The 16,779-nt window shown below is 33.3% G+C and carries 13 protein-coding genes; 7 read left to right on the forward strand and 6 right to left on the reverse strand.

Translation table 11 applies throughout. The features are described 5' to 3' along the window. Positions 1-2 precede the first annotated feature (2 nt). Genes QGM60_RS08465 through QGM60_RS08490 form a run of 6 tightly spaced genes read right to left on the reverse strand, consistent with a single transcriptional unit; the run spans position 3 to position 10,947 of the window. Entirely contained in the window at positions 3-1,997 is a 1,995-nt protein-coding gene (locus tag QGM60_RS08465; RefSeq protein WP_281139804.1) for a DUF1998 domain-containing protein, read from the reverse strand. Next, positions 1,998-5,699, reverse strand: coding sequence for a helicase-related protein (locus QGM60_RS08470; protein ID WP_281139805.1), 3,702 nt, complete (start codon positions 5,697-5,699; stop codon positions 1,998-2,000). It abuts the gene before it with no gap. Beyond that, positions 5,683-5,829: a hypothetical protein gene (locus QGM60_RS08475; RefSeq protein WP_281139806.1), complete on the reverse strand. Its 147-nt coding sequence runs from the start codon at positions 5,827-5,829 to the stop codon at positions 5,683-5,685. The genes QGM60_RS08470 and QGM60_RS08475 overlap by 17 nt, the downstream gene beginning before the upstream one ends. A 24-nt stretch (positions 5,830-5,853) precedes the next feature. Continuing rightward, on the reverse strand, positions 5,854-8,076 hold the full coding sequence (locus QGM60_RS08480) for a hypothetical protein (protein ID WP_281139807.1): 2,223 nt from the start codon (positions 8,074-8,076) through the stop codon (positions 5,854-5,856). A 6-nt stretch (positions 8,077-8,082) separates the two neighbouring features. Then, a complete protein-coding gene (locus tag QGM60_RS08485; RefSeq protein ID WP_281139808.1) occupies positions 8,083-10,194 on the reverse strand; it encodes a Piwi domain-containing protein in 2,112 nt (703 codons plus the stop codon). 45 nt (positions 10,195-10,239) lie between these two features. Continuing rightward, positions 10,240-10,947 (reverse strand): hypothetical protein, encoded by a 708-nt coding sequence (locus tag QGM60_RS08490; protein WP_281139809.1) that lies wholly within the window; start codon positions 10,945-10,947, stop codon positions 10,240-10,242. Positions 10,948-11,275: 328 nt separating this feature from the next. Here QGM60_RS08490 and QGM60_RS08495 point away from each other — a divergent pair, with 328 nt between their 5' ends. The 7 genes from QGM60_RS08495 (at position 11,276) to QGM60_RS08525 (ending at position 16,778) form a co-directional block, all read left to right on the forward strand. Beyond that, the gene (locus QGM60_RS08495; protein ID WP_281139810.1) at positions 11,276-12,235 is read left to right on the forward strand and encodes a hypothetical protein; all 960 of its coding nucleotides are present in this window, start codon (positions 11,276-11,278) and stop codon (positions 12,233-12,235) included. Positions 12,236-12,250: 15 nt separating this feature from the next. Beyond that, entirely contained in the window at positions 12,251-13,846 is a 1,596-nt protein-coding gene (locus tag QGM60_RS08500; RefSeq protein ID WP_281139811.1) for a nickel-dependent hydrogenase large subunit, read from the forward strand. Between the two features lie 85 nt (positions 13,847-13,931). Beyond that, positions 13,932-14,408: a hydrogenase maturation protease gene (locus tag QGM60_RS08505; RefSeq protein WP_281139812.1), complete on the forward strand. Its 477-nt coding sequence runs from the start codon at positions 13,932-13,934 to the stop codon at positions 14,406-14,408. Continuing rightward, positions 14,408-14,719, forward strand: coding sequence for a hypothetical protein (locus tag QGM60_RS08510; RefSeq protein ID WP_281139813.1), 312 nt, complete (start codon positions 14,408-14,410; stop codon positions 14,717-14,719). Before QGM60_RS08505 ends, QGM60_RS08510 begins: the two co-directional genes overlap by 1 nt. Next, on the forward strand, positions 14,716-14,976 hold the full coding sequence (locus QGM60_RS08515) for a hypothetical protein (RefSeq protein ID WP_281139814.1): 261 nt from the start codon (positions 14,716-14,718) through the stop codon (positions 14,974-14,976). Before QGM60_RS08510 ends, QGM60_RS08515 begins: the two co-directional genes overlap by 4 nt. Continuing rightward, complete coding sequence (locus QGM60_RS08520) at positions 14,951-16,429, forward strand: hypothetical protein (protein WP_281139815.1); 1,479 nt, start codon at positions 14,951-14,953, stop codon at positions 16,427-16,429. The genes QGM60_RS08515 and QGM60_RS08520 overlap by 26 nt, the downstream gene beginning before the upstream one ends. Position 16,430: 1 nt before the next feature. After that, complete coding sequence (locus QGM60_RS08525) at positions 16,431-16,778, forward strand: hydrogenase maturation nickel metallochaperone HypA (RefSeq protein ID WP_281139816.1); 348 nt, start codon at positions 16,431-16,433, stop codon at positions 16,776-16,778. The last annotated feature ends 1 nt before the right edge of the window (position 16,779 follow it).

Genomic DNA, 16,779 nt, shown 5'->3' on the forward strand with positions numbered 1-16,779 from the left:
GATTATTTTAGTATCATCTTAAAAAATCCATATTCTTCATCAATTAGTAATGAACGGTCCAAGAATGAATTAAACTCTTCACAAGCGTTTTCAGGTATCAATGTGCAACTATAGCAAGCTGCCATATTTAAACCACCTATTCCTTGACCATCTTCCGTATTATAGCATATTGGGTCTGAAGCACAATCGGTAGCTCTATGGATTGCAGATTTTAATAATCTCAACGTTCTTTCTTCGGTCGCTTGAGAAACCAGGCCGCCATAACTACCTTCTGCCCCTGCGATTGTATATAACAAAACTCCTTGCATTCTTGTGTCATCTACAAATAGTCTTTCATTTAATGAAGTTGAAGGGTATCCACAAAGAAACTCTAACTCCTTAATTAATAAATGGGATAATGTATGAAGTAATAAAAATCTAATTAAATGCTCCCTACTATTTTCTGTGTCAAATTTTTGATTTACAGAACGATAAGAATGATTTAAGATATTATTTTGTAAACGGTCTATTTTATTTTTAAATCTACCATTTGATTCACTTGCCTCTATCCATTCTTGTATTTTATCATGAGATAGGCTAATAAAAATACCTTCACCAAAGCTTTCCACAGCTGGCAAGTACTTTGTCATTCTGCCCCATTTTGAAGTATATTTTTTCTCAATCAAGCCTTGTGTCGCATCCATTTCCGTAAAAAAATCATCACTACTCAAAGGTTCCTGTCTTGTATAACCAATTTGCACAGAAGTCATTTTTATTCTTCTTAAACCAATAAGCTTCTCAAAACCATAATCTATTAATGTTTTTAATTTTTCTTTCTGAAAAATCAGATTCTGACTTTCATCTTCAAACTTATCTTCTTTATGATTAACTAAAAAATTATACTCATATAGGCGGTATTCCAATTCTGGAATGTAATCGTTTGTGTCTTCCTTACCCAATAACTTTTGTATTACTTCTAAAGAGTACTCCTCTAATAGCGCATCGAAAATAAATTCGGCATCTTTACCTTTTTCTTTCCATTTTTCAATTTTTTCTAAATCTTTGGTTCGAATACCTTTGTCCGTAGGCAAAAATATACTGGTTACCAAAATTGGGTAATACACACTGTTACTACTCCTAATTACTGGTTTTCGATAAACTTTTATTTCTTTGTTTTCCGTTTGGCGTTCTAAAATCTCTTCCTCTGAAAACCATACTCGTTCTCTTAAACCAAACATACCTGCCAATGTAACTTGATGTCCTCTATGTTCACAAGAATCATTCATGCACTTAATATTGATACCAGCCATATCAGAAAACTTCTTGGATTTTATGTAACGTAAATCTTGATTATCACAACAGAGGTTTTCATAGTCAAGCCTAATAGAACCACTTAATGCATCTTCTTCATTGGATTCCTTCTCTGCCATATTCCACCTTTCCCAAGGTATTTCCCTCGCACATCCTAAAGGGGAAGTCATAATAAATCTTACTTGTTCTAATTCCGGTGCATATTTCTTACCATTACTTTTATAACACACACCACATTTAGGGGGTGCAAAATCTTTTTTAGTTGCTCCTGCTTTTTCATTTTGCCAAATATCCCACCACTCTTTAATTTTCTTTAACCTATTGCATTTATTACAATAAAACCAAGTTGGAAAAAATTCTGCACTCACTGTATTTTCAGGTGTTTCAGGAATATCTGCTCGACTTGATGAAGACACGTTATCAGGAACATAGACAAAAGCTTCTAATTGCTCAAAACCATCCTTATGTGATATTCTTTGCAATAATCTTTCGTCCATTACATGAAAAACATTACTAATATTGACTACCAATTCTCCATCTTTATATTCAGGTTTAAAAAATGGCCATTTATCAAAATCCTCAATCATTAAAGCTCCAAATGGTGTTTCTATAATTGAACCAGAACCTCCATATGCGCTCAACACTTTACGAGTTTGAAGCTTGACATATTTATTGTCATTAAACGTATTATTCCTTCTTACTGCCATTTAAAAATTTGATTTTATTTGAATGAATGTATCTGTATCTATTTCCCTCATGGATTGCATCACTGTCCAATCTACATCACCTTCAGATTTTTGGGAAGGCTTTTTTAATAAAGCTTTGTATTTCAAATCTCCCTCTGTATTTGCCCTTCTATACCAATCATCTACCACATCGTTTAACTTGTTATCAAAATATGCCAACATCTGAACGTCTTCATTGAATCTTCTCATTACAAATTCTTTAAATTCCCTTGCGTTTTCCTTTACGAATTTTGATGCGTCTTTATCCTCGTTCATTTTGGTTAACTTATTTCTTATGTAAGCTACTAAAGCAGTTGTTAGCATTTTATCAATTGTACTTTCTGTAAATGGTGTAATACTTAATGGTTCAACACATTTATAAAATGCTTGGTGAAAATTAGCAAAATGTTCAAAGTATGATTTTTCTCTTGCCCTATTTGGGTCTAATAAAGCAATTGCTAATCCTTTATTTTTTCGTCCTACACGACTGGATGCCTGAATGTATTCTGCTATATTTTTTGGCATACCGTTGATAAGCATCACATTTAAACGGCTAATATCAATACCTACAGAAATCATATTTGTAGCTAATACAAAATCGACTACATCGTTAAGGTATTTATGACCTCGCTCACTTGTTATAATGTTTTTAGTATCAAACTCTTTTTCCAATTCTTTTAAAACAGATTTAATTCTGGCACTTTCCACCCTACTTGTTAACTCTTCTGTTCTATTGGTTATGCCTAAATAATTGAATTTAAAATCGTCGTAAGGGTTAAAAAGTTGTGCTAATCTATATTGTAAAGTTGATGTAAACGTTGTTATTTCATCACCTATTTTGTTATAGATTTTACCAACATCTTTTAAACTATTGTAATAAGACACAATTGTCCAATACGGGTCTGTTCTTGTCTCCGTTTCCTTATCCCTATGCACTTCTAATCTCGCTACGAATAAATGTGCCAGTAATTGTAATTGTGTATCGATAGATGTTTTACCAGTAGGCATAAAACCTATATATCGCCTTTTACTGGTTTTACTTTCTCTTGAAAAGAAACTATCATCGTGATTAATACCTGAAGGCGGAAATACGTTCACTGTCCGATTACCATATAATTTTTCAATCTGGTATTGCGTATTACGTGTTGTTGCCGTTGAGGATATAATTTTAGGACCAATACCATTTTTACTACATAATAATTCTATTGTAGATTCGAATAAGCCAGTTATTGAACCTAATGGTCCATTAAGTAAGTGCAGCTCATCCTGAATAATTAAATCAGGTGGGTATCCTTCATCAATATTTGCCTTAAAAAAGTTGTGTGCATCCTCCTGCCATGCTAACATTGCAAACTTATCTACTGTACCGAATAATAATGTAGGTGGATTTTTATATAAGTTTTCATCAACTACCTGAATTGGTAAGCTATTATGAAAATGGCATTTACTGTTTATACAATGAATATTCAAAACACTACTTCTTACCCTAAAGCCATATTTCCAATTTAGCTCACCCTTTGCATTTTTCTCTTGAGACACTAATTTTGTGCCACACCAAGGACAACTACTTATTTGAAATTCATTTTTCTTTGAAGGGTCTCCATCTTTTCCCTTTAAGGCTTCAGCTTCCATACCATACTTGTCGTCCAAAAGCTTTTTAGCATCACTAATTTTATTTGGTGTTGAGGCTTGACCTACCCACAAACCAATAGTTATTGGCTCATCTTTTAATTGGTCTTTAAACTCCTTTTGTTCTCTTAAAAATTCTAATGTCGCTATTAATCGTGAAGCTCTTTCAAATTGCTGTGCTGTTAGTAATCGCAAGGTATAACGCATCATAACCGTTGTTCCACCATAATCTTTGCTTTTACTTATTCTACGGTAAGCAATTGTAAACGCTGCTACTGCTAAATAGGCTTCGGTTTTTCCTCCACCAGTAGGGAACCAAATTAAGTCTACTGTACTATTTTCTTGTCTTTTTTCGGGTATGGCAATTTCTTCAATACTTAACAACAAAAATGCTAATTGAAAAGGTCTATACTTTGGAATGAAACCCAATCCTTTTATTGCATCATAATTTTTAAAGAACTCCAAGTGATTTGCATTGATACTTTTATCTACTTCGTGCAGCTCTTTTTCATATTTCCCCAACTTACTATCATTGGCAATAATAAACTGAACAAGCATTGCCGTATTAGCCAGTTTAAACGCTTCATAAATATCCTCATTATCTAATAAATCTATGTTGTTATTTAAGCGGTTGTAATTGGCCTGCTGACGGTCTATAATACGTACAGCTATTTCCTGTTCGTTTTTAGATAATTTACTTTTTTGGTCCAGTTGTTTCTCTATCCATTCTTTATAACTGACTACAAAGCGTCTTAAATTGGATTTTAATTGCTCTTTGGAAACACCCCAGATTGAGAGGTTTCGCATATCTAAACAATCATCTAATGAAGAATCTTCAAACTCATTAATAACGTCTTTAATGTCTTGCTGTGGAAAGAATGTTGTTTCAACTGTTTTGTTCTCAATATCCCAACTCACAGAGCAATTGTGTCCAATGCTATAACTCTTAATATTTCTGTAGATAAACTCAATTTCTTCTGCTTCAAAATCTCTAATATCATCACCAGCTGTATATGTTGAAAGCGTATTATCCTTATACTCAATAAGCTTATCTGAATGTACTTTTATTTTTCCTTGAAATAACGATTTCAAGTTTAAATTTTCAGACCTATTGGAAAACCTATTAGCAGGATGGTCATCTGATAAGTTTACTAATTGAACCTTTATATATTTCGCCCTACTATCCTCAAATATCTTAATATTATATCCTGCCCTTGTTTGTTTAAAAATTTCATCTTCAAACTGAAAATATTCTGGTATAGGTGTTGATTTTACAACAGGAACTTTCAATTTAAAATTGTATTGTTTCCTTTTCCAAGAGCGGCTTAACAACTTGTCTAAATACCCTATATAATAGTAGGCTGAAAAATAACCGCCCTCTTCTGTTTGCCTTGTTAAATTTTGTGTCCTCTTAAATTCATCATACTGTCCATATTCTCCATTAGCACGTTGAGGCCTTCTTTGTTCTCCTTTTAGTTCTCTTTCTAAATACATAAACCCATCCTCACTATATTTTAGAATATTTCTAAAAGGTAAAGGATATGGAATACCTTCCTCAAAAAATGAATCGTAACCTGCTTTTGGTATTTTAATTTTTAGTTCTTCATTTTTAGGTTGGTGATATAAACCAAATGAAAATTCTACATCAATTTCTTTAACCGATTTTTCAACTGCTACTGTTACTCCTATGTTGGTAGGAAAAAAACTGTTTGTACCTAAATTGAACTCCTCTTTAGTTGTAACTGTTTTATCGGTGACGTCTTTTTCTTCAATGTCAACTTCTTCAACTTCAGGGTTTTCTTCATTTACATCTACATCATCTTCTAATCCTTCACTATTTCCATCTGCATCATCTTGCGCGCTTTGAGTAGGGCATACTGACTTATTTGGAAACAAAACACCACTAAAATATCGTGGAAGCGGATAATCGGAAATTATTTCTTCATCATCAGGCAAGCCCCATGTATCTGAACCTGGACCAATCATTCCTCGGTTAATCCGATTTTGAAAAATTTGTCTTGCTTTATAATCTATTTCATCAGTTGGATTCTTCATCGTCTGTGATTTTTATGCTTTGTATCTTTTTAATTGGTGCTGCATTATGAATAAAGGATTGAATTTCATCTTCATTGAATTTAGATAAAATTCGACCTTTATATAGGCCTCTTGATTTTACATAGTCCATAACATCATCACTCAAATCTCTTCCCTAAGAAATCATTACACCTCTGTAAAAACTCCTTACTTTAAGAACTTGGTCAAAGTTTTGATTTAACACTTTACTATTTATTAAAGTTTTAATTGCCATTATGTTTTTTGAATCGTTAGGAAACCGCTCCTTATCCCATTCATCCAACCATTTATTTACAGTAATTGGATTTGATATAGTAGCTCCTTTGGTTCTTAAATCCTCTAATAAATCTGAAGTGTCATAAAATTTATTACTCATTACTTTAGAAGAAAAATAACTTCGAAGCTCTGTTTTCCAGAGTTGAGAGAGTTCAATAATTTCAGCAAAACGCCCAATACTATCTTCTCCTGCTGCTATTTCAAATAATTTTTCTTTTGAAAGGTTGTTGTAAATTCTAACTGTGTCTCCAACTACTAAATTGTAAGTTTTTGTTTTAATCCAATTTTCTCCTTTTAGCATTAAAACAGTTTTTGAACCATCTATTACAATATGGGTCGCTTGGTCTTCAAAACACACCTGATAGTTTACCTGACCTTGAGACTCATATTCATAATCATACGATTTTCTATCCTGCCTATCGTATAACTCATCCATTATTTCTTCAAGAGATTTAGGTATTTCAATCTTATTCACAGGAATCTCAAATTTAATTCCTGATAATTTTTTTCTGTCTTTAGATTTGTATTCATTTATTAGATTGTTCTTCCTATTCGTTTTGAATAACTCAATTATCTCTGCTTCTTCAGGATATGCCAAAAAGTTGAAATTATGCTTTGTATTAGCTGCTGTTTCAATAAGTTCTCCTTGATTCATTCCATTACCAAACAAACTCAATACAAAAACGTTTTTACTTTCTTCAAACTTATGCTGAAAGGTCATAAACTCCTTAAATGAACAGATTGTACCGAATGTAGTTTGAAGCTCTTCTTTCCAATTATCGACGAGTTTTTCTGGCACTATCAATACTTTCAAAAAGTTGAGTTGTTCCAAGAATTTGAGTTTCTCATTATTGAAACAATTAAAGATGTTTTGAATTAATGGATTTACATATTCCAAAACCTCATATGGTTCTAAATTTTGGTTATAAAACTCTTCATAGATTGTTTCGTTAGTAACTTTACCAATAAGATGTTTTACATATTCCAACTGCGTAAGGTTTCTACTGTTTTCTTGTTTAGCTAAAACTAAAGCATATAAGAATTTACGAAGACCTTTAATATTTTTAAGCGAAATACCGTGTTGTTTTTCCAATTTAGACAAGTAGTCAATAAAACTCTTTAAGGCTTGCTCAAAAGGTTGGTCTTGTATGTTGGCTACCGTAATTTCCCCATAAGGGTGTTTCATTAAATAAGCAAATTCAGGATAGGTCCAATTCCATTTTAAAAACTGGCCTGATTTATCTTGTAATTCTTCGCTACCTAAAATGATACAATTCTTGATAACTCCTTCCCTAACTGCTCTTTTTATGTTAGTTCCATGTTCTTCTTTGTATTTATTTTTACCAATTACCACTAATGTTTCAATCTCTATCCCTTTGTCCAGTATATATTCTTCCAATGTTTCAAAATCAGGAACACAATATATCATTGGCTCAATAGGTATATGATTCCAACTTTCTGTTCCTTTTCTTGAAATCCATCTCATTGGTATGGCTTTTTTAATGTCCAAGTCCATATATTTTTGAGATTTAATTTCCTCATCAAACTCTTTTTTAGACATTATTATCGCAGACTTATACTTAAATTGTGAAGGCACGTTTTTTATATCAAATACTAAATCGTAAAGTTTTCTATAGGCCGTTAGACGAGTTTTTACTTTTCTATTTGACAATTTGGCCTCAACAATAGCATACTTACTTAATTGTTTCGAACTTGGGTATTTAATTGACGCTCTATTTTTAACTGTATGGTGTTTTCCATTGTAACCTACATATACATAACGCTCTCCTGAAGGATGTTGTAATATTACACCAGGTTTAAAAGACGTTACATCATCACAGAAGTTTTTGAAGAATAGGGAAATAGCAACTGAAAGCACAGCCGGAAACTGTGATAGTGCTGGTAACTCTTTATCAAACGACTCTATAAATAAGTTACTTTCTTTGTTTACTGCTTCATCTATTAAATAGAAATTAATAGCTTGGAAATCCGAAAGATTTAAAGCTTCTAATTTATACTCTTTTAATAAGTACTTTTTAGCTTTAGTTACTAATTCTTCTGTGTAAGTCCTAATCTCTTCCATAACCTGTTATAAAAACCATAATTTATCTTTAGCATCTTCAGGGATGCCATTATTAAAACGAGGTGCTATTTGGGCTACCATTTCAGGATATTTTATGGTAATTGGCACATTTTGTTGGCGTAATGATTTCCAATACAATCTGCTAAACTGATAGACTTGGGTTAACAATTCTTCAATTACCTCAACATCCTCAAAAGCATCATCATCCGAACTGCTTATTTTTATTTTAATTGGGAATGGAAACCCATCTGTATCTGAATAAAAACGGTCGCTTGGATAGCGTGCATTATTAAAGAGCAAAAATTTATTTACTCCTATACGAATGTATGTACCGCTTACAGGCATCAATTTATCTCCCCAATTTACATCGTAAGCAATCATATCTTCTGCTTCAGTTTTATTGATATTCAAAATATATAAAGGCACTCCTAATTTTAGTTTATTCATCCCATCAATAATTGGCTGTAGTTCTTCGTAACTCATTTCTTTATAAAAATGAATAACTACTTTATCTGCTTGAGCTACTGATGTAAAATCTCTAATTGCCTTTAATATGCTGCCTGCTAATAGTTCTGTTTCGTTTTGGTTGAAATATTCAAAATTTCTAAACAATCCATTATTTTGAAAACTAAATGCACTTGCTATATACCTTCTGTTTTCGCCTTGATTGGTAAATGCTCCTACACCAATTACCAATTCTTTTTTATCGGTTACTGCCAGCTTCCAAGGTGCGCCACCTAATTTGGCGTGAATAGCTAATGCCATATTTTGTAATGAAAACTGAAAATTGTATTGGTCTTGGATGTTTGTAATCATCTTTTCGTAATCGACCACTTGGGTTACAATGCCTTCATTTAAAAACAGTTCTTTAATCCGGATGTAAATTTCCCTATCGTCAGGATCTGGTGTAAACTTATCGAAAGGACTTATATAAAATGCTGCATACTTTACATTTTCGTGGTCAAAAGTTAAACTTTCAAGCTGTTCAACTATTTCGGGTATTGGGTCATTTTCATTAGTGAACTCAATAAAATGTTCTTTTGAAGCTGTTGCCTTAATATTTACATAGGCTTCCAATCCTTTATAATATTTCTTTTCAGTATTTACACCTTCTTTTAAATTTTGATAGAAAGACAACACATAATCTTTATGTGAGGTATGGCAAATGAAAAATATCTTGATATTTTGATTGCTTGGGCGTCTGTAAGGGTTTAGAATGTTCATTGCCTTTTTAGGCACTAAATGGGTTCTTTTGTTACCATATTGGTCTTTACCAAATTCTAATAAGCCCAAGTTGGGGTTAATGTGATTGATGCGATTGCCAGGAACATCTATAAAGGCATCTTGCTTAAAAGGAAACAAGGCTTTAAATTCTTCTGTAAACAAGTAGTTTTTAGCAAAAGTAGTGATGAGTGCTACATACTTTTGGTATCTGTTCTTTGGCCTGTCTGGTTCTTCAATAGGGATGTTTAAGGCTCTTGCCAATTGTAAATTGAATATTGGAAAGGCTTTACCAAATTCTATGCTATTGTAAAACTCTTCTTTGTCCTCTGTATCGAGGTTCATTTGATAATTAAACGTTTTTTGACCATACACACAACGCTTAATGTACTCTGTTTCCTCAATATCCTTAACTGATTTTGTGAGGACTTTTGACGTACCATCATACGATACCACAAGTTCTGGTAAGTCTGTTAGTGTTGCAAACAGTATTTTGAATGAGAATTTATAGTATAAATTATAGTCTGCTGTATTTCCTTTTTTTGAAGGCATCCAAACCTGTACATCACGTACAAAGTTTTTGACCACGATGTAACCCTTTTCTAAAAAGTAGGTTTTTAATTGGTGTTTAAGGAATTGTTTGTATATGCGTAGTTCTTTATCCTTTATTAAATTTATTTTGATACTTGGGGCATTGGGTATTTCTTGGGTAAATGTGGTGAAAATATGTTCTAAACTTGATAAATCTGTATCTGGAAACGCCTCTTTTACCTGCTTTGAAAACTTTGATCTATGGATTGGATGGCTACCTTCTATATCTTCTAACGATAGATATATGACAGGTGTACTACTTGGCCATTTAAAATTGAGTATGTTCGTCTTTAAGTGTTCTTGCATAAATAATGAGGTGTTTTTGTATTTACATATATGAGTGATTATAGGTTATAAATAGACATTGTACTTTTCAAGTTTTTCAAATAGACCTAATATATTTTCAATGATTTCATTAATAAAATTCTTGTTGTCAAATATCAAGTTGTAATAAACAATATCCCTATCTTTCTCCAATAAAATATATCTTCCTTTAGAAAAGGATTTTAGAGTATTATATTTTCTAATTTCATCACCAAATACTGTACTGTTATTGTGTACAATACAATTTCTCACTCTCCTTAAATTATTTATATATGACCAATGAGGTTCTAATTCTTTAATATCAACTTTAGCAGCTCTTGTTAAAAACAACTTTGCTTTTTCAAATTCACTATTACCACGTAAATCATCCAAACCAAACTCTTTATTATGCATTAAACAATAAGAATTACACACGTCTTGAATAGTCCGTTCTATCAAAGAAAACAATTGTGTAATCATTGAAGCCCTAAAACTTTGTACAAAATCCCTATCAATCTCGATAACCTTTTCAACCAATGTATCTTGTAAACGATTTAAATATTCATCCGCATACTTTTTAGGTTCAGCTTCAATTTTCTTCATTATTTCAGTATATTCCTTTTCGTGATTAGTCAAGGAACTATCAAAATGGTCTTCGACAAACTTTGCATAATTGCGAAAGGTTTGTAACTCCAAGTCTAAAAAGAAAATATTGTTATCTTTTCTGAAATTTGAAAGTGCGTTTATTCTTGACATTATTTATTATTCTTTTCAGTCTTACTGATTTTTTCTTCAGTCATTTTAAGGATTTCCGTATTGTCTTTTTCGTTTTTATCGTCTTATAAATCTTTGGCAAATGATATTTATTATTACTTCATAGTTTTGTATTGTTAAAATTAGTTTACAATTCAATAAAAATTCAATAAATAAAAAATAAGTATACAATAAAGAATTCTTTTTAACTCCAAAATAATAAATACTTAATAAATTAACTCTTTTATTAACTAATTCTCATTTTTGATTTGTTAGAATTAAAATTTTATATTATCTTGGACACTTTATACTAACTAAATACCAATCATATATGGCAAACGTTTTATGGTTACAAGGAGGTGCATGTAGTGGTAACACCATGTCTTTTCTTAACGCGGAAGAACCAACCGTTGTAGAACTCATAACAGATTTTGGTCTTAATATTCTTTGGCATCCTACAACAGGATTGCAAATTGGCGACCAAGTACAGGATTTGTTAAAGGATATAATTGCTGGAAAAACCCAAATGGATATTTTGGTTTATGAAGGTTCGCTCATTGAAGGACCTAATGGCACTGGAACAATGAACTATTTTGCAGATCGTCCAATGAAAGATTGGATTAAAGAACTTTCTGAAGTAGCTGGTTATGTTGTTGCCATAGGAGATTGTGCTACTTGGGGAGGAATTCCTGCTGTACCACCAAACCCAAGTGAATCAACTGGTTTACAATTCCACAAAAAAAACAAAGGAGGCTTTTTAGGTGCTGATTATGTTTCTAAAGGAGGTTTGCCTGTAATAAATATTCCTGGTTGCCCCGCACATCCAGACTGGATAACACAAATTTTAGTAGCAATAGCCGTTGGACGTATTGGCGATGTTGTTATTGATGATTACCACCGACCAAAAACATTCTTTACCGACTTTGTACAGGATGGATGTACGAACGTTACAAATTTTGCTCAAAAAGTTGACGGTAATTTTGGTAAGCGCGGTGGTTGCTTATTCTACGAAGTTGGCTGTAGAGGTCCAATGACAAGAGCAAGTTGTAATAATATACTATGGAATAGACAATCGAGTAAAACACGATCTAATCATCCTTGTTTAGGATGTACGGAACCTGGCTTTCCGCATCACGATTTAAAGAAGGGAAGTGTGTTTAATACAATGAAATATATGGGTGTATTCCCTAAAGAAGTTCCTACAGGGAGAAATAAAGTTGCATACTATTTAGAAGCTGGCTTCCAAAAAGTAATGCCTACGAATAAACGAGTAATGGAAACCTCTAAATAATTAAAACAACTAAAGATGTCAGTAAAAGAATTAAATATATCACCGGTAGGTCGTGTTGAAGGCGATTTAGACGTGAAAGTTTACATAGATAACGGAAAAGTAACCCGTGCACATACTCAAGCAGCCATGTTTAGAGGTTTCGAGAAAATTATGGCAGGTAAAGACCCACAATCAGGTTTAATTGTTACGCCTCGCATCTGTGGTATTTGTGGAGGTTCACATTTATATTGTGCTTCTTCTGCACTCGATACTGCTTGGGGAACAAAACTATCTCCAAATGCTCTTTTATTGAGAGCTATTGGTCAAGCCACAGAAACTATTCAAAGTATTCCGCGTTGGTTTTATGCCATTTTTGCCACAGATATGGCAAATAAAAAGTTTGCAGACAAACCGCTTTATAAAGAGGTAGTAAAACGTTGGGCGGCTTATGTAGGCGAAACATTTCAAATAGGCTTAACAGCCAGTGGATTACCAGTTCAAGTTTATGCTTTATTTGGCGGACAATGGCCTCATTCCAGTTATATGGTTCCGGGAGGTGTAATGTGTGCACCAACACTTAAAGATATTACCAGAGCGCATGCTATTATGACACAATTTAAAAACGACTGGTTAGAGCCAGTGTGGTTAGGTTGTACTATAGAACGTTACCTCGAAATAAAATCTTGGGACGATATGTTGGCTTGGATGGAAGAAAGCGAATCACATAAGAATAGTGACTTGGGACTTTTAATAAGAGCTGGATTGGAATTTGGTTTAGACACTTTTGGTAAAGGAGTTGGAAAATTCCTCGCCTTTGGAACCTATTTACATAAAGATTTATATAACAACCCAACCATTGAAGGAAGAAACAAAGCTTTAATCAGTTCAAGTGGATTTTTTGATGGGGAGAACTGGCACGAATTTGACCACTTAAAAGTAAGTGAACATGTAAAGCATTCCTGGTATAACAATCAGGAAGATGGTTTGCATCCTTGGGACGAACCGCTACCAACTCCAGCAAAATCGCAAACATTACACGATTCTGATTTTGATGGACAATATAGTTGGGCAAAAGCACCACGTTATGACGGTCACTCTGTTGAAGCTGGTCCTATGGCACGTTGTATTATGAATGGAAATCCAAATAATTTAGACCATCAAATAAAAGACCCATTCTTTATCGATGCCTATCGTAAATTGGGTGGTGCAAGTGTATTTACACGTGTGCTAGCACGTGTTCACGAAGCACCAAGACTATACAAGCTTATAGATCAATGGTTGTCTGAAATAGATTTAGACGGAGAATTTTATATCAAACCAGTAGAAAAAGACGGCAAAGGCTTTGGTGCAACCGAGGCGGCTCGAGGTGCTTTGGCACATTGGATTGAAATTAAAAATGGCGTTATAGAAAACTATCAAGTAATGGCTCCAACTACTTGGAATGTTGGACCAAACGATGCCAATGGCAATCCAGGACCAATTGAAGCAGCACTTGAAGGTACTGATATTGAGGACCCTCAAGACCCAGTAGAAGTTGGTATGGTAGCTCGTTCATTTGACTCCTGTTTGGTATGTACCGTTCACGCACATGACGAACAAAGCGGTGTTGAGCTTTCGAAATTCAAACTATAGATTATTAAAAATCAAATTATTAAAAAAACTTTCTTGAGGACTCAATCTCAAGAAAGTTTTTTTAATTTAAATTAGGCAAATCGATATGAAAACAGCTATAATGGGTTTTGGTAATCCAGTACGAAGTGATGATGCTATTGGGATATATGTAATTGAGGAGCTCAAAAAAATTATTGGAGATAATGACATTATAAGTATCCTTGATATGGGTACGGCTGCTTTTGAAGTACTCTTCGGTTTAAAAGGACATCAAAAAATTATTTTAGTAGATGCTGTCATTAATTCTAACGAACCCGTAGGAACTTTATTTAAAGTACCTGCTGAAGAAGTGATGCGAGCTCCACAAGATGACCCTTTGGTATTTTTACACGGAATGAAATGGGATCAAGCGTTGTCATACGCTAAAAAAATTCTACAAGACGGATATCCAGATGATATTCAGGTGTATTTAATTGCTGTTGAAAACACGCGATTAGAGGTGGAATTAAGCAAAGAAGTACAAGAGGCAGGCGATAAAGTAGTGCAACACATTTTAGAGGATTTGCAAATTTCGGTTAATTGATGATATCATTAAAATCTTCACATATCTATATTGATAATGAGTTAGTTAAAAAAGTATTTGGCAATATACATTACGCATATGCTGTTTATAATAGGGAACAAAAAAGGTTGTTGATTACTCCTGTTTCAAGTCAGTGGTTTGTAAAAATGAATGAAAAACCAGCGCAGTTTTTGTTAAAAGATCGTAATTTAAAAGGCGATAAAACATTGGCTATTCGTGAAATTTTAATTGATAACGATTTGGAGATTTATGACAGAGAATTAGACTATGAGGTTATAGAAAAAACGAACCTATTAAAAATTAAGGTGTGACGAAATCTAAAGACGACAAATGGCTATTGGATGCAGAAGTGCAAAGTAAAATAGAATATGTTAACGGATGTTGGCAGGTATCGTTAATTTTTATTGATACCAAAGACCCAAATCATATACTCATTAGAGAAATTGGAGATTTTCGTTCTGAAAGATTGGCAGAAATAGCTGCTTTAAATATGAAAAACACCGCCGCAAAAGATGTTCGTGGAACGCAAAAAGTAGATAAAGATGCTTACAATTTTAACAACAATTAGTCATTGGCAAGACGTCAAGAATGCAATAGCATCGGTAGACCGTTTAGATGAGTTAGTCTCTATTGTTACCAATGCTGACGATGTGCAACCATCGTCAAAATGGATTATTGTTGACAACAACATAATTTCAAAACCTTTAGATTGGCACGATACAGAGCCACCCTATATAATTGCTTCAGAAAACTATACAGATAACAATTTATTAGCCTTTGTTTTTTATAGTTTAGGGAACCATCAAAAAGTTTTTGAATATACTTCAGAAGGAAGTTCACTCTACAACAATTTGCTCACCGCAACAAACATCCAATTTGGATACGAAATAAGCGAGGAGGAATATGAAGATGCTTCCATAATGAAACACAACCAGTGCATTATAAACCACTACGGAAATTATGCCAATCGTGTTACTTTGGAGCAATTAGCACAAAAATATGAAGATGCTGTAGAGACTTCCGAAAATGACGAATTAAAAATATTTACGGCAAAACAGTACATCAATTTGCTCATAGATGTTCAGCAATTTTCAAAGGCAGAAGCCTTAATTCATTCATTAGAGAACAGTGCAATTTCAGAAGAAGCCAAAAACGCACTAAACGTACAATTGGCAACCGTAATGATGCAGCAGCTGGAAATGCCTTTTGACAATGAAAAGTTAATAACCATTCAAAACCTATTTCAAAATGGTATAACGTTTTATGAAAAACACCATTTAAAGGTTAATGCTGGATTATTATTAATTGATGCTTCAGAAATTGCAAATTACCAGCAAGATTTTGTCGCATCCAAAGATTACATCAATAAAGCCATACAATACTTTAAAGAAGAAAATATTCACGAATTTCTTGGTGAGGCTGGACTACGGAAAGCCACCCTACTCTATACTTGGAGTAAAAATGGACAACCCCAATATTATAAACCAGCAATTAATGCGTTTCAAGACACATTAAAAGTCTTTAAGCGCGACACGCACCCACAGAAATTTGCAGACATCCATCATAAAATGGCTTTGATTTATTCTGAAATTCCAGTATCGCCAGATGAAAAACCAATGTGGACAGCCTTTTGTGCTTCGTCTTTTAAAGAAGCATTAGCGTTTTACACTAAAGACGAATATCCTTATGAATATGCAATGGTATCCCACAATTACGCTACCGCATTAATAAATTTTCCAGAGGCGAAATTACACAACAATCTCGAAAAATCGTTTGGCTTATTTGAAGAGGCATTGCAAATACGAACTGCAGAACAATATCCCTTTGAGCGTGCTTCGACGTTAATTAACCAATTGGAATTGTATTGGTTATTGCACAATGAAACAGGTCATGAAATGAAAAGATTAGAAGAAATGAACGCCAAATTAAACGAAATAAAAACTTTGGTAAATGATGCTGATATGCTTGAAAAAGTAGCATTTCACGAAACCAAACTACAATCATTAAAAACACTATTATAATATGCACGAAACCTCTATTGTAAATAGTATTATGCGCACCTTGGAAATGGAATTTGAAGAAGAGAAACTCAATAAAATGAAATCCATTCATTTAAAAGTTGGGGTGCTGTCCAACATAGAACCTCGTTTATTGCATAATGCCTATGGGGCTTACAACTATTGCGGTTCAAAATATCATAATGTGGCATTACATATAGAATCTACCGATATAAAAATTCAGTGTGAAACTTGTAACCATATTACCAAAGTAGAAAACTATCGGTTTTTATGCGAAAACTGTGCGCGCCCCAGTAAAAACATAATACAGGGCGAAGAAATGTTAATACATAAAGTAGAATTTGAAGACTAAA

The sequence above is a fragment of the Winogradskyella sp. SYSU M77433 genome, from assembly GCF_029911945.1.
GTDB lineage: Bacteria > Bacteroidota > Bacteroidia > Flavobacteriales > Flavobacteriaceae > Winogradskyella.